Below are 15,361 nucleotides of genomic sequence, written 5' to 3'. Positions count from 1 at the left end.
CCTGCCCGATCGTGCGGCAAGCCCGTCATGCGCGTGGACGACGGACAAAAAAAACCGCCCGGCGGACCGGGCGGTTTCGACGACAGCGAATAAGGCAACGGGAAGCGGCTCGCGCCGCCCCGCGCTTATTCGGCTGCCGGGTGTTGCGGCTCTTCCGCGGGCGCGCTCGGCGTGCCGAAGTCGAATGCCTCTTCCGCTGCGATCTGGTCGAAACGCTCGCGGTCGGACATCTCCTTCGCCTTGCGTGCCTTGTGGAACGCGAGACCCGTACCGGCCGGAATCAGACGGCCGACGATCACGTTTTCCTTCAGGCCGCGCAGATCGTCCCGCTTGCCCATGATCGCCGCTTCGGTCAGCACGCGGGTCGTTTCCTGGAACGATGCCGCGGAGATGAACGAGTCGGTCGACAGCGACGCCTTCGTGATACCGAGCAGCACGTTGTCGTACGAAGCCGGGCGCTTGCCCTCGGCGATCATGCGATCGTTCTCGTCCAGCATGTCGGAACGCTCGACCTGTTCGCCCGGGATGAAGCGCGTATCGCCGTTGTCGGTGATCTGCACACGACGCAGCATCTGGCGAACGATCACCTCGATGTGCTTGTCGTTGATCTTCACGCCCTGCAGACGGTACACGTCCTGCACTTCGTCGACGATGTAGCGCGACAGCGCCTCGATACCCTGCAGACGCAGGATGTCGTGCGGATCGGCCGGGCCGTCCACGATCATTTCGCCCTTGTTGACGACCTGAGCATCGTGGACCAGCACCTGCTTTTCCTTCGCGATCAGGAACTCGTGCTGATTGCCTTCGAGGTCCGTGATGACGAGACGCTGCTTGCCCTTCGTGTCCTTGCCGAACGACGTCGTGCCGGTGACTTCCGCGAGAATGCCCGCATCCTTCGGCGAACGCGCTTCGAACAGTTCCGCCACCCGCGGCAGACCGCCGGTAATGTCACGCGTCTTCTGCGCTTCGGTCGGGATACGTGCGAGCACTTCACCCACCTGCACTTGCTGACCGTCCTTCACGGTGATCAGTGCGCCGACCTGGAAGCCGATCTGCACCGCGTGCTCCGTGCCCGGGATCTTCACTTCCTCGCCGTTCGCGTCGAGCAACTTCACCTGCGGACGCACGCTCTTCGACGCCTGCGAACCGCGGCGCTTCACGTCGATCACGACCAGCGTCGACAGACCGGTCACGTCGTCGATCTGCTTCGCGACGGTCACGCCTTCCTCGACGTTCTCGAACTTCACCGTACCACCGTACTCGGTGATGATCGGACGCGTCATCGGGTCCCACGTCGCCAGCTGCGTGCCGGCCTTGATCGTCGCACCGTCGAGCTGCAGCAGCGTCGCGCCGTACGGGATCTTGTGACGTTCGCGCTCGCGGCCGATATCGTCGGTGATCAGCGCCTCGCCCGAGCGCGAAATGACGATCTGCTCGCCCTTCGCGTTCGTCACGTAGCGCATCGTCGCCGTGAAACGCACGATACCGTTGCTCTTCGCTTCGACCGACGACGCCACTGCCGCACGCGATGCCGCACCACCAATGTGGAACGTACGCATCGTCAGCTGCGTGCCCGGTTCGCCGATCGACTGTGCCGCGATCACGCCGACTGCTTCGCCGACGTTCACCAGCGAGCCGCGGCCGAGGTCGCGGCCGTAGCAGGCCGCGCACAGACCGTAGCGCGTTTCGCAGGTCAGCGGCGTGCGCACGCGCACTTCGTCGATGCCGAGGCGTTCGATTTCCTCGACCGCCGTTTCGTCGAGCAGCGTGCCCGATTCGTACAGCGTTTCCTGCGTTTCCGGATTGACGACGTCCGCCACCGCGACGCGGCCGAGGATACGGTCGCGCAGCGCTTCGACGACTTCACCGCCTTCGACCAGCGCCTTCATCGCGACGCCGTTCGACGTGCCGCAATCGTCCTCGACCACCACCAGATCCTGCGTGACGTCGACGAGACGACGCGTCAGGTAACCCGAGTTCGCGGTCTTCAGTGCCGTATCAGCCAGACCCTTACGTGCACCGTGGGTCGAGATGAAGTACTGCAGCACGTTCAGGCCTTCGCGGAAGTTCGCGGTAATCGGCGTCTCGATAATGGAGCCGTCCGGCTTCGCCATCAGGCCACGCATACCGGCCAGCTGACGAATCTGCACCGCCGAACCCCGGGCGCCCGAGTCGGCCATCATGTAGATCGAGTTGAACGACTCCTGGCGCGTCTCGTTGCCGTCGCGGTCGATCACCGGCTCCGTCGACAGCTGCTCCATCATCGCCTTGCCGACCGCTTCCGACGTTGCCGACCAGATGTCGACCACGTTGTTGTAGCGTTCCTGCGCGGTGACGAGACCCGACATGTACTGACGGTCGTACTCCTTCACCTTCTTCGCGGCGTCGCCGACGATCGTTTCCTTCTGCGGCGGCACGAGCATGTCGTCCACGCAGATCGAAATACCGGCACGCGTCGCGAGACGGAAACCCGACTGCATCAGCTGGTCGGCGAACACGACCGTCGCACGCAGACCGCACTTGCGGAACGCGGTGTTGATCAGGCGCGAGATTTCCTTCTTCTTCAGCGGCTTGTTCAGCACCGAGAACGGCAGGCCGTGCGGCAGGATCTCCGACAGGATCGCGCGGCCGACGGTCGTCGCGTACAGCGAGATCTTCGGCACGAATTGCGGCGCGCCTTCCGACGTGTCCTCGTTGCGGACCATTTCGGTGATCCGCACGTTCACGCGCGATGCGAGCTCGACTTCCTTGTTCTCGTACGCGCGGATCACTTCCGACACGCCGGTGAACGAGAGGCCTTCGCCCTTCGCGTTGACCGCTTCGCGGGTCGCGTAGTACAGACCCAGCACGATATCCTGCGACGGCACGATCGACGGATCGCCGTTGGCCGGGAACAGCACGTTGTTCGACGCCAGCATCAGCGTGCGCGCTTCCATCTGCGCTTCGAGCGACAGCGGCACGTGAACGGCCATCTGGTCACCGTCGAAGTCGGCGTTGAACGCCGCGCAGACGAGCGGGTGCAGCTGGATCGCCTTGCCTTCGATCAGCACCGGCTCGAACGCCTGGATACCGAGACGGTGCAGCGTCGGCGCACGGTTCAGCATCACCGGATGCTCGCGGATCACCTCTTCGAGGATGTCCCACACGACCGGCGTCTGGTTCTCGACTTCCTTCTTCGCAGCCTTGATGGTCGTCGCGACGCCCATCACTTCCAGCTTGTTGAAGATGAACGGCTTGAACAGTTCGAGCGCCATCAGCTTCGGCAGACCGCACTGGTGCAGCTTCAGCGTCGGGCCGACCACGATGACCGAACGGCCCGAGTAGTCGACGCGCTTGCCCAGCAGGTTCTGACGGAAGCGACCGCCCTTGCCCTTGATCATGTCGGCAAGCGACTTCAGCGGACGCTTGTTCGCGCCCGTCATCGCCTTGCCGCGACGGCCGTTGTCGAGCAGCGAGTCGACGGCTTCCTGCAGCATCCGCTTTTCGTTGCGGACGATGATTTCAGGCGCCTTCAGCTCGAGCAGACGCTTCAACCGGTTGTTACGGTTGATCACGCGGCGATACAGGTCGTTCAGGTCCGACGTCGCGAAACGGCCGCCGTCCAGCGGCACGAGCGGACGCAGTTCCGGCGGCAGCACCGGCAGCACTTCGAGGATCATCCACTCGGGCTTGATGCCCGAGCGCTGGAATGCCTCGAGGACCTTCAGACGCTTCGCATACTTCTTGATCTTCGCTTCCGAGCCGGTGTTCTTCAGCTCGGTGCGCAGCGTCTCGACCTGCTCGTCGATGTTGATCGCGCGCAGCAGCTCACGCACGCCTTCCGCGCCCATCTCGGCGCGGAATTCGTCGCCGTATTCCTCGACCTTGTTGTAGTAATCCTCTTCGGTCATGATCTGCCGCGCCTTCAGCGGCGTCATGCCCGGTTCGATCACCACGTACGCTTCGAAGTACAGCACGCGTTCGATGTCGCGCAGCGTCATGTCGAGCACCATGCCCAGACGCGACGGCAGCGACTTCAGGAACCAGATGTGCGCGACCGGCGAGGCCAGTTCGATGTGGCCCATGCGTTCGCGACGCACCTTCGCCAGCGTCACTTCGACGCCGCACTTCTCGCAGATCACGCCGCGGTGCTTCAGGCGCTTGTACTTGCCGCACAGGCACTCGTAGTCCTTGATCGGCCCGAAGATCTTCGCGCAGAACAGACCATCGCGTTCCGGCTTGAACGTACGGTAGTTGATGGTCTCCGGCTTCTTCACTTCGCCGAACGACCACGAACGGATCTTGTCCGGCGAGGCCAGACCGATCTTGATCGCGTCGAAAACTTCTTCCTGTTGGACTTGCTTGAATAGATCGAGCAGAGCTTTCATTGCCTTCTCTCCGTAGTCCGATTAATTGCGGTCGAGATCGATGTCGATACCGAGCGAGCGGATTTCCTTCACCAGCACGTTGAAGGATTCCGGCATGCCTGCATCGATCACGTGATCGCCCTTGACGAGGTTCTCGTAGACCTTCGTCCGGCCGGTCACGTCGTCCGACTTCACCGTCAGCATTTCCTGCAGCACGTAGGACGCGCCGTACGCTTCGAGTGCCCACACTTCCATTTCACCGAAACGCTGGCCGCCGAACTGCGCCTTACCACCCAGCGGCTGCTGCGTGACGAGCGAGTACGGGCCCGTCGAACGCGCGTGCATCTTGTCGTCGACAAGGTGGTGCAGCTTCAGGTAGTGCATGTAGCCGAGCGTCACGCGACGTTCGAACTGCTCGCCCGTGCGACCGTCGTACAGGCGGACCTGGTTCTTCGACGGGTTCATGTCGAGCTGTTGCGCGATGTCGTCCGGGAACGCGAGGTCGAGCATCTTGCCCATTTCTTCCTCGGTTGCACCGTCGAACACCGGCGTCGCGAACGGCACGCCTTCGCGCAGGTTCTTCGCGAGTTCGAGGATCTCTTCGTCGGTGAAGCTTTCCAGATCTTCCTGGCGGCCCGACTCGTTGTAGATCTTCGTCAGGAACACGCGCAGTTCCTCGATCTTCGCCTGACGCTGCAGCATTTCGCCGATCCGCCAGCCGAGACCCTTCGCGGCCCAGCCGAGGTGAACTTCGAGCACCTGACCCACGTTCATCCGCGACGGCACGCCGAGCGGGTTCAGCACGACGTCGGCCGGACGGCCGTCGGCCATGTACGGCATGTCTTCGATCGGGACGATCTTCGACACGACACCCTTGTTACCGTGACGGCCTGCCATCTTGTCGCCAGGCTGCAGGCGGCGCTTCACCGCGAGGTACACCTTGACCATCTTCAGCACGCCCGGCGGCAGTTCGTCGCCTTGCGTGAGCTTCTTGCGCTTCTCTTCGAACGCGAGGTCGAACTGGTGACGCTTCTCTTCGATCGAGTTCTTGATCGCTTCGAGCTGCGCCGCTGCTTCGTCGTCCGCGAGGCGGATGTCGAACCAGTGGTAGTGGTCGAGATCTTCCAGGTAAGCCTGGTCGATCTTCGTGCCCTTCGCGAGCTTCTTCGGACCGCCGTTCGCGACCTTGCCCACCAGCATGCGGGCGAGACGCTGGAACGCGTCGCCTTCCACGATGCGCAGCTGGTCGTTCAGGTCGAGACGGTAGCGCTTCAGTTCGTCGTCGATGATCTGTTGCGCACGCTTGTCGCGCTGGATGCCTTCGCGCGTGAACACCTGGACGTCGATCACCGTGCCGCTCATGCCCGACGGCACGCGCAGCGACGTGTCCTTCACATCCGAAGCCTTCTCGCCGAAGATCGCGCGCAGCAGCTTCTCTTCCGGCGTCAGCTGGGTCTCGCCCTTCGGCGTGACCTTGCCGACCAGCACGTCGCCCGCTTCGACTTCAGCACCGATGTACACGATGCCCGATTCGTCGAGACGGCCGAGCTGGACTTCCGCCAGGTTCGAGATGTCGCGCGTGATTTCTTCCGGCCCGAGCTTCGTGTCGCGTGCAACGACGTTCAGCTCTTCGATGTGGATCGACGTGTAGCGATCGTCCGCGACCACCTTCTCCGAGATCAGGATCGAGTCTTCGAAGTTGTAGCCGTTCCACGGCATGAACGCGATCAGCATGTTCTGGCCGAGCGCGAGCTCGCCCAGGTCCGTCGAGGCGCCGTCGGCCAGCACGTCGCCGCGCGAGACCTTGTCGCCCATCTTCACGATCGGACGCTGATTGATGTTCGTGTTCTGGTTCGAACGCGTGTACTTGATCAGGTTGTAGATGTCGACACCGACTTCACCTGCGACCGCTTCGTCGTCGTTCACGCGAATCACGATACGGCCTGCGTCGACGTAGTCGACCACACCGCCGCGGAACGCCTGAACCGTCGTGCCCGAGTCGACCGCGCAGGTGCGCTCGATGCCCGTACCGACGACCGGCTTCTCCGGACGCAGACACGGCACGGCCTGACGCTGCATGTTCGAGCCCATCAGTGCACGGTTCGCGTCGTCGTGCTCGAGGAACGGAATCAGCGAAGCTGCCACCGACACGATCTGCGACGGCGCGACGTCCATGTACTGGATGCGATCCGGCGTGACCATCATCGTTTCGCCGGCTTCACGCGACGACACGAGTTCGTCGATCAGCTGGCCGTTCTCGTCGATCGCGGCGTTCGCCTGAGCGATCATGTAGCGGCCTTCCTCGATCGCCGACAGGTAGTCGATCTGGTCGGTCACCTTGCTGTCCACGACCTTGCGGTACGGCGTCTCGAGGAAGCCGTACTCGTTCAGGTGCGCGTACAGTGCGAGCGAGTTGATCAGGCCGATGTTAGGACCTTCCGGCGTTTCGATCGGGCACACGCGGCCGTAGTGGGTCGGGTGCACGTCGCGGACTTCGAAGCCTGCGCGCTCGCGCGTCAGACCGCCCGGGCCCAGTGCGGAAACACGGCGCTTGTGCGTGATTTCCGACAGCGGGTTGGTCTGGTCCATGAACTGCGACAGCTGCGACGAACCGAAGAACTCGCGGATCGCCGACGAAATCGGCTTCGAGTTGATCAGGTCGTGCGGCATCAGGTTTTCGCTTTCGGCCTGGCCGAGGCGTTCCTTCACCGCGCGCTCGACACGCACGAGACCGGCGCGGAACTGGTTTTCCGCCAGTTCGCCGACGCAACGCACGCGACGGTTGCCGAGGTGGTCGATGTCGTCCACTTCGCCCTTGCCGTTGCGCAGCTCGACGAGGATCTTGATCGTCGCGAGGATGTCGTCGTCCTGCAGCGTCATCGGGCCGACGATTTCGTCACGGCCGACGCGGCGGTTGAACTTCATGCGGCCGACCTTCGACAGGTCGTACGCTTCTTCGCTGTAGAACAGACGGTTGAACAGCGCCTCGACCGCTTCTTCGGTCGGCGGTTCGCCCGGACGCATCATGCGGTAGATCGCGATGCGCGCGGCCGTACGGTCGGTCGTTTCGTCGACGCGCAGCGTCGACGAAATGTACGGACCCTGATCCAGATCGTTCGTGTAGAGCGTCTGGATGTCCTTGATGCCGGCTTCGCGCAGCTTCTCGAGCACGCTTTCCGTGACTTCGTCGTTCGCGCTCGCGATCACTTCCCCGGTGTCGCCGTCAACGACGTTCTTCGCCAGCACGCGGCCGAGCAGATAGTCTTCCGGCACCGAGATGAACTTGGTCTTCGCGGCTTCGAGGTCGCGAATGTGCTTCGCGTTGATCCGCTTGTCCTTCTGGACGATGACCTTGCCGTCGCGATCGGTGATGTCGAAACGCGCGACTTCACCGCGCAGGCGCTCGGGCACGAACTCGAGTTGCGCGCCTTCGTCCATCAGCGTGAAGTTGTCGAACACGAAGAAGTTCGCGAGGATCTGTTCCGGCGTGAGGCCGATGGCCTTCAGCAGGATCGTGACCGGCATCTTGCGGCGACGGTCGACGCGGAAGTACAGGATGTCCTTCGGATCGAATTCGAAGTCGAGCCACGAGCCGCGGTACGGAATGATCCGTGCCGAGAACAGCAGCTTGCCCGAGCTGTGCGTCTTGCCCTTGTCGTGTTCGAAGAACACGCCCGGCGAACGGTGCAGCTGCGAGACGATGACACGCTCGGTGCCGTTGATGACGAACGAGCCCGTCGGCGTCATGAGCGGAATTTCGCCCATGTACACTTCCTGCTCCTTCACTTCCTTGACGACCGGCTTGTTCGGCGATTCCTTGTCGAGGATGACGAGGCGGACCTTCGCGCGCAGCGCCGAGCAGTAGGTCAGGCCCCGCTGCTGGCATTCCTTGATGTTGAATGCCGGCGAGGACAGCGCATAGCTCACGAACTCGAGGCGCGCGAAACCGTTGTGCGAAACAATGGGAAATACCGACGTGAACGCGGCCTGCAAGCCTTCGGGCTTGCGTTGCGTTGCCGGCACATCAGCTTGCAGAAACGTGCTGAATGATTCAAGCTGGGTGGCCAGCAAGAACGGAACTTGGTGAACGATGGGGCGCTTCGCGAAACTCTTGCGAATGCGCTTCTTCTCGGTGAAGGAATATTGCATACGATCTCCGAATCACGGCGGGTGCTGTCGAGGCGGGATACCTGGACGTTTCAAACCCGAGTGTTCACCGACTGAGACCCGATGGCCGCCCGATGGCTTGAACGAGCCGAGAAGCTTGGTGGTTGGCCGCTACCAACCGCTGGCTGACGGCAGCGGATGCCTGTGTTGCCCGCTACCCGACCAAACTTGCCTTCTGCAGTCGCTTCAGAAGACAAAGAGAAACGCCAGTCGCGACATCGGCAACGATTTGACGGTTTTCTTTGGCTTCTGGGGCCGATCATTCGGGCTCCCGAAAGAGTGCCAGAATAACGTCCCCACAAAGCACAAAAAGGCCGGCGGTGAAAATACCGCCAGCCTTCGCACAGCGCGTCGAAACTTACTTGACTTCGACCTTCGCGCCTGCTTCTTCCAGCTTCTTCTTGGCTTCTTCAGCAGCAGCCTTGTCGACGCCTTCCTTGACAGCCTTCGGTGCGCCGTCAACGACGTCCTTCGCTTCCTTCAGGCCCAGGCCCGTCAGTTCGCGAACTGCCTTGATGACTGCAACCTTGTTGCTGCCTGCTTCAGTCAGGACGACCGTGAATTCGGTCTTCTCTTCCACAGCAGCGGCTGCGCCGCCTGCCGGGCCAGCGACTGCCACTGCAGCTGCCGACACGCCAAACTTCTCTTCGAATGCCTTGACCAGTTCGTTCAGTTCCAGAACGGTCATCCCTTCGACTGCTGCCAGGATGTCTTCTTTTGCGATTGCCATTTGAAATACTCCTAAATTGAATTCGGATACAGCCAGCGATCAATGACGCTGATGCACGTTCGCTTACGCAGCTTCCGCTTGCTTCTTCTCGGCCAGCGCGGCGAGAGCGCGCGCGAAGCCCGAAACAGGCGATTGCATAACGAACAGCAGCTTCGAGAGCAGTTCTTCGCGGCTCGGGATGCTTGCCAGCGCTTGCACGCCAGCCTTGTCCATCACCTTGCCATCGAACGAACCAGCCTTGATGACCAACTTTTCATTGCCCTTGCTGAAGTCGTTGACGACCTTAGCAGCAGCAATGGCATCTTCCGAGATGCCGTAGATCAGGGGACCAGTCATCTGCTCTGCCAGCGGAGCAAACGGCGTACCTTCGACGGCGCGACGCGCCAGCGTGTTCTTCAACACGCGCAGGTAAACCTGTTGCTCACGCGCTTTCGCGCGCAGCTTGGTCAGATCGCCAACCGCAATTCCACGATACTCAGCCAGCACAACGGTCTGGGCCTTCGCGACTTGCGCGGCAACCTCAGCGACGACGGCTTGCTTGTCTTCTCTATTAAGCGGCACGGTTAGCCTCCAGAAACGATACGTTCGGCTTGCCGATAGGGCTACCTCACGTACCTCGTTCAACAACGGCGTCCGACCTCGTTAGGAGTATTTCCACCTCATGCCGTGAATCGCTTCACGACCTGCGGCTTCACCACTGCAAAACTTTTTCGGGTTCGCCATCTGCGTTGGCTTGAATTAAGGGATCGCCTGCCTGCTGCGTCCCACCAACGGTCTTTGATAACCGGTTGTTCGCCTTGCTGCACGAACAACCGCCCAAAGCCCATTTAGGCCGCCTCGCGAACGAGGCGGCCCGAATACTTGCTTACTGCGCTGCCAGCGTAGCCTGGTCGACGCGCACGCCGACGCCCATCGTGCTCGACAGTGCGATCTTGCGCAGGTAGACGCCCTTGCTCGTTGCCGGCTTGGCCTTTTGCAGCGCTTCGATCAGTGCCGACAGGTTCGAACGCAGTGCGGTCGCTTCGAACGACGCACGGCCGATCGTTGCGTGGATGATACCGGCCTTGTCGACGCGGAACTGCACCTGACCTGCCTTTGCGTTCTTCACTGCGGTTGCGACGTCCGGCGTGACCGTGCCGACCTTCGGGTTCGGCATCAGGCCGCGCGGGCCGAGGATCTGACCGAGCGTACCGACGATACGCATCGTGTCCGGCGAAGCGATCACGATGTCGAAGTCCATCTGGCCGGCCTTGATCTGCTCAGCCAGGTCTTCCATACCGACGATTTCGGCGCCTGCTGCGCGAGCCTGCTCGGCCTTTTCGCCTTGCGCGAACACCGCAACGCGAACCGACTTGCCCGTACCTGCCGGCAGAACGACCGAACCACGAACGACCTGGTCCGACTTCTTCGCATCGATGCCGAGCTGAACTGCGACGTCGATCGACTCGTTGAACTTCGCGCTCGCGCATTCCTTCACGAGTGCCAGTGCGTCTTCGATCGCGTACAGCTTCTGACGATCGACCTTCGCTTCGAATGCCTGACGGCGCTTGGAGATCTTAGCCATTTACACGCCCTCCACGGTGATGCCCATCGAGCGTGCGCTACCAGCGATGGTGCGAACGGCTGCGTCCAGATCAGCTGCCGTAAGGTCCGGCATCTTGGTCTTCGCGATTTCTTCGGCTTGAGCGCGCGTGATCGAACCGACCTTGTCGGTGTGCGGCTTGCTCGAGCCCTTGTCCACCTTCGCCGCCTTCTTGATCAGGACGGTCGCCGGCGGCGTCTTCATCACGAACGTGAAGCTCTTGTCAGCGAATGCCGTGATGACCACCGGCACCGGCAGACCCGGCTCCATGCCTTGAGTCTGCGCGTTGAACGCCTTGCAGAACTCCATGATGTTCAGGCCGCGCTGGCCCAGTGCCGGACCGACCGGCGGCGACGGGTTGGCTTTACCTGCAGGGATCTGCAGCTTGATAAAGCCGACAATCTTCTTTGCCATTTGAAAACCTCGTTGGAACGCCAGGCGGCGTTCGGTGAGTGATAACGCGCGTTCGCCGCTGGCTACTGACGCTCCTCAACGGCCATGACGCGGGCCGTAAGCGCGAAGGTGGGCAGCCTGGGCTGCCCACCGAATCGGGATCAAACTTTTTCGACCTGGCCGAACTCGAGCTCGACCGGAGTGGACCGGCCAAAGATCGTGACCGATACACGCACGCGCGACTTCTCGTAGTTGACTTCCTCGACGGTGCCGTTGAAGTCCGTAAACGGGCCTTCCTTGACACGCACCATCTCGCCAACTTCGAACAGGGTCTTCGGACGCGGCTTTTCCACGCCTTCCTGCATCTGCGACATGATCTTTTCGACTTCCTTCGGGGAAATCGGGGTCGGGCGGTTGCGCGCACCGCCGACAAAACCGGTGACCTTCGCGGTGTTCTTCACGAGGTGCCACGTTTCGTCCGTCATTTCCATTTCCACCAGCACGTAGCCGGGGAAAAAACGACGCTCGGTCACTGCCTTGTGACCGCCTTTGACTTCGACCACTTCTTCGGTCGGAACGAGTATCTGACCGAACTTGTCCTGCATGCCGGCACGTTCGATGCGCTCTTGAAGCGCACGCTGCACGCTCTTCTCCATGCCGGAGTAGGCGTGCACGACGTACCAACGCTTTCCGCTCGGGGATGCCGGAGTATCGCTCATATCATTTCCAACCCAGAATCGCCGAGAAAATCACCCATTCGATCGATTTATCACTCAACCAGAGGAAAATCGCCATCACGAGCACGAAACCGAACACGACGAGTGTGGTTTGCGTTGCTTCCTTGCGGGTGGGCCAAACGACCTTGCGGACTTCCTTGTACGAATCCTTAGCAAAGGCGATGAGGCTCTTGCCAGGTGCGGACATCAGACCGACGGCCACGCCGGCGATGATACCTACCGCCAATGCGGCACCGCGGACATACCACTGCTGGTTGCCCAGCCAGAAGAAGCCCACGAATCCGGCCAAGACCAGCAATACGCCCAGGGCCAGCATCAGCTTATCGCCGGAGGTATTTACAGTTTCGACGGATGGATTCGCCATAACACCTTAAAACAAATGCCACGTGTGACACGTGGCGATTTTTGGCAGGGGCAGAGGGAATCGAACCCCCAACCTTCGGTTTTGGAGACCGACGCTCTGCCAGTTGAGCTATACCCCTAAACCATGTTGGGGCCGGCTGTTGCCAGCCCCAAAACTGTCGATCAACGAATAACTGGCTTACTCGATGATCTTGGCGACGACGCCAGCGCCGACGGTACGGCCACCTTCGCGGATTGCGAAGCGCAGACCTTCTTCCATCGCGATCGGCGCGATCAGCTTCACCGTGATCGACACGTTGTCGCCCGGCATCACCATTTCCTTGTCCTTCGGCAGCTCGATCGAGCCCGTCACGTCCGTCGTACGGAAGTAGAACTGCGGACGGTAGTTGTTGAAGAACGGCGTGTGACGGCCGCCTTCGTCCTTGCTCAGCACGTACACTTCAGCCGTGAAGTGCGTGTGCGGCGTGATCGAACCCGGCTTCGCCAGAACCTGGCCACGCTCCACGTCTTCACGCTTCGTGCCGCGCAGCAGGATACCGACGTTGTCGCCTGCCTGACCCTGGTCCAGCAGCTTGCGGAACATTTCAACGCCCGTGCAGGTCGTCTTCACCGTCGGCTTGATACCGACGATTTCGATTTCCTCGCCGACCTTCACGATGCCGCGCTCGACGCGACCCGTCACCACCGTGCCGCGACCCGAGATCGAGAACACGTCTTCCACCGGCATCAGGAACGCGCCGTCAACTGCACGCTCCGGCGTCGGGATGTACGTGTCCAGTGCGTCTGCCAGGTTCATGATCGCCACTTCGCCCAGCTCGCCCGTGTCGCCTTCCAGCGCCAGCTTGGCCGAACCCTTCACGATCGGCGTGTCGTCGCCCGGGAAGTCGTACTTCGACAGGAGTTCGCGAACTTCCATCTCGACCAGCTCGAGCAGTTCAGCGTCGTCCACCATGTCGCACTTGTTCAGGAACACGATGATGTACGGAACGCCAACCTGACGTGCCAGCAGGATGTGCTCGCGCGTTTGCGGCATCGGGCCGTCTGCTGCCGAGCAAACCAGGATCGCGCCGTCCATCTGCGCTGCGCCCGTGATCATGTTCTTCACGTAGTCGGCGTGGCCCGGGCAGTCGACGTGTGCGTAGTGGCGGTTCGCCGTTTCGTACTCGACGTGTGCCGTGTTGATCGTGATGCCGCGCGCCTTCTCTTCCGGTGCCGCGTCGATCTGGTCGTAGGCCTTCGCTTCGCCGCCGAACTTCTTCGTCAGCACCGTCGTGATCGCTGCCGTCAGCGTCGTCTTGCCGTGGTCAACGTGACCGATCGTACCAACGTTGACGTGCGGCTTGGTCCGCTCAAACTTTTCCTTGGCCATTTTCAACTCCCGAAAGGAATTTCACATGTTGCGCCGCGCGCAAACAGACACTGACTTTTTACTGCTGGTGCCCATGGGCAGGATCGAACTGCCGACCTCTCCCTTACCAAGGGAGTGCTCTACCACTGAGCCACATGGGCATGTAACGCTTCAACTTCGCGGACTGGAGCGGGTGAAGGGAATCGAACCCTCGTCGTAAGCTTGGAAGGCTTCTGCTCTACCATTGAGCTACACCCGCACGGGCCACTAACGATTCCCTACCGCTCTCTGCGCTGATGTTCTGGTGGAGGAGGTTGGATTCGAACCAACGTAGGCGTAAGCCAACAGATTTACAGTCTGCCCCCTTTAGCCACTCGGGCACCCCTCCGTAGAGAACTGACGATTATGGGGGTGCATCACACTCTTGTCAAGCACATCCGGAAGATTATTTTCATTTTCTTCCAGGCACCAGACCGACACACCCGACGCCCGCACTCGCCCGGCTAAAGGCAAGCTCGAGAGGACCGCCGATCGGCGTCCACATCTTCGTCAGACCCCGTCTTCAGCAGCGATTTGCATCTTTGCTGAAAACGAAAGACCGCCATCATACGACCTCCTGCCCGGAATGCCAAGCAGGTAGACGAAAAAATTTCGCAATTTCCATGCCGGGCAATTGGAACGGCGTCGGTTGGAGTGTTTGGCGGCGGTTCGGATGTCGTGGAGACGGGCTCGACATAATGCGCTTCGTTGTGCTGGAGCTGGGATCGCAGATCCGCTGTTGCTCGCGCACGCTACGAAGCGCGTGATCTCCGCACGACGGCGGACGCGCTCTTCGTCGGCGATGGCTGGGGCGCGTTATAAGCAGCCCCCCCAGTGCCCGTGCAGCCATAGTTCGCTGTATGGCGACCGTTAGGACGGTCGCCATACGCCGATCGAGCTGAAAATGCCTCCGGCTAGGCCACTCCCGGTCGGCGCAATCGAGTAATAGCAGGCGCCCAAGGCACAAAACATCGGCAGCACAACTTCGCCCCGACCTACACGTGCCCACCGTGCACGCTCTTACGCGCCACCCTGGCCGCCCTCAAGTGACGATGTCGTGGACACGCCACCGGGCCGCCCATGCTGCACGGACTGAGACCACCAGGTCGCGGCCGGCCAAGCCCTAAATCTTGACGGAACGGACCGCAGCTGCGGCTCGTCGCCGGAGGGAGATATCGGAAATCGGCCGCAGTTCATTGCAGTACGCGTCCGGATATCGCGGGGTGTGGTGCACCATCGCTGGAAGCGATAGATGTCCAGCGGGCCGATAACCCGTTCGATTTCCGAGGAGCTACCGACCGCCCGAGGGACGCACTCAAGCGGCACCATGCTCTGGCGGGCAGCACAAGATTAACCCGCAGTTCGGACTGCCGAAGTGACTATAGGGAGCAGGTAGCCGGGAGGGTGTACTGCTTAGCGCTGTGCCTACAGGCATCCGTTCTCGGCCTGTCGATGCGTCGTCCGCTGGGGCGGCTGATCGATATATGTAGGCAGGGGACCTCGGGCGACACGCTGGCAGCAGAGCTTACTACCAAGTCACGAAGGCATAAGACTTTTCCGTCGCGCCAACGCAAAAACCCCCGCCTTTCGGGCGGGGGTTTCTGGCTTAGGGGAGCCTGACGATTACCTACTTTCACACGGGAATCCGCACTATCA

9 protein-coding genes and 4 tRNA genes are annotated in these 15,361 nt (G+C 61.4%); all 13 read right to left on the bottom strand.

From position 1 onward, the window contains the following. Window positions 1-125: 125 nt before the first annotated feature. On the bottom strand, window positions 126-4,367 hold the full coding sequence (gene rpoC / locus C3Y15_RS06140) for a DNA-directed RNA polymerase subunit beta' (RefSeq protein WP_011883001.1): 4,242 nt from the start codon (window positions 4,365-4,367) through the stop codon (window positions 126-128). A 21-nt stretch (window positions 4,368-4,388) separates the two neighbouring features. Further along, window positions 4,389-8,495, bottom strand: coding sequence for a DNA-directed RNA polymerase subunit beta (gene rpoB, locus C3Y15_RS06135; protein ID WP_011883000.1), 4,107 nt, complete (start codon window positions 8,493-8,495; stop codon window positions 4,389-4,391). A gap of 376 nt (window positions 8,496-8,871) precedes the next feature. Continuing rightward, on the bottom strand, window positions 8,872-9,243 hold the full coding sequence (gene rplL, locus C3Y15_RS06130) for a 50S ribosomal protein L7/L12 (protein WP_011882999.1): 372 nt from the start codon (window positions 9,241-9,243) through the stop codon (window positions 8,872-8,874). Window positions 9,244-9,306: 63 nt separating this feature from the next. Next, window positions 9,307-9,804, bottom strand: a complete 498-nt coding sequence (gene rplJ, locus C3Y15_RS06125) for a 50S ribosomal protein L10 (protein WP_014722280.1) — start codon at window positions 9,802-9,804, stop codon at window positions 9,307-9,309. A 304-nt stretch (window positions 9,805-10,108) separates the two neighbouring features. Next, window positions 10,109-10,807 carry a 50S ribosomal protein L1 gene (gene rplA, locus C3Y15_RS06120; protein ID WP_011882997.1) on the bottom strand — a complete coding sequence of 233 codons (699 nt, stop codon included), beginning with the start codon at window positions 10,805-10,807 and terminating at the stop codon, window positions 10,109-10,111. Further along, complete coding sequence (rplK, locus tag C3Y15_RS06115) at window positions 10,808-11,239, bottom strand: 50S ribosomal protein L11 (RefSeq protein ID WP_006753591.1); 432 nt, start codon at window positions 11,237-11,239, stop codon at window positions 10,808-10,810. 140 nt (window positions 11,240-11,379) lie between these two features. Beyond that, the gene (gene nusG / locus C3Y15_RS06110; RefSeq protein WP_006400672.1) at window positions 11,380-11,937 is read right to left on the bottom strand and encodes a transcription termination/antitermination protein NusG; all 558 of its coding nucleotides are present in this window, start codon (window positions 11,935-11,937) and stop codon (window positions 11,380-11,382) included. Window position 11,938: 1 nt separating this feature from the next. Next, window positions 11,939-12,319: a preprotein translocase subunit SecE gene (secE, locus tag C3Y15_RS06105; RefSeq protein WP_059475040.1), complete on the bottom strand. Its 381-nt coding sequence runs from the start codon at window positions 12,317-12,319 to the stop codon at window positions 11,939-11,941. 42 nt (window positions 12,320-12,361) lie between these two features. Beyond that, window positions 12,362-12,437, bottom strand: a tRNA-Trp gene (locus C3Y15_RS06100). Window positions 12,438-12,496: 59 nt separating this feature from the next. Continuing rightward, window positions 12,497-13,687, bottom strand: a complete 1,191-nt coding sequence (gene tuf, locus C3Y15_RS06095) for an elongation factor Tu (RefSeq protein WP_011882996.1) — start codon at window positions 13,685-13,687, stop codon at window positions 12,497-12,499. A 65-nt stretch (window positions 13,688-13,752) separates the two neighbouring features. Then, window positions 13,753-13,827 (bottom strand) — tRNA-Thr (locus C3Y15_RS06090). A gap of 24 nt (window positions 13,828-13,851) precedes the next feature. Beyond that, window positions 13,852-13,925, bottom strand: a tRNA-Gly gene (locus C3Y15_RS06085). Between the two features lie 43 nt (window positions 13,926-13,968). Continuing rightward, window positions 13,969-14,054 (bottom strand) — tRNA-Tyr (locus tag C3Y15_RS06080). Between the last annotated feature and the right edge of the window lie 1,307 nt (window positions 14,055-15,361).

This window comes from Burkholderia sp. B10 (genome assembly GCF_004368385.1).
Taxonomy (GTDB): Bacteria; Pseudomonadota; Gammaproteobacteria; order Burkholderiales; family Burkholderiaceae; genus Burkholderia; species Burkholderia vietnamiensis.
The sequence above is the reverse complement of the archived record's forward strand: the minus strand, read 5'-3'. Positions and strand labels throughout refer to the sequence as shown.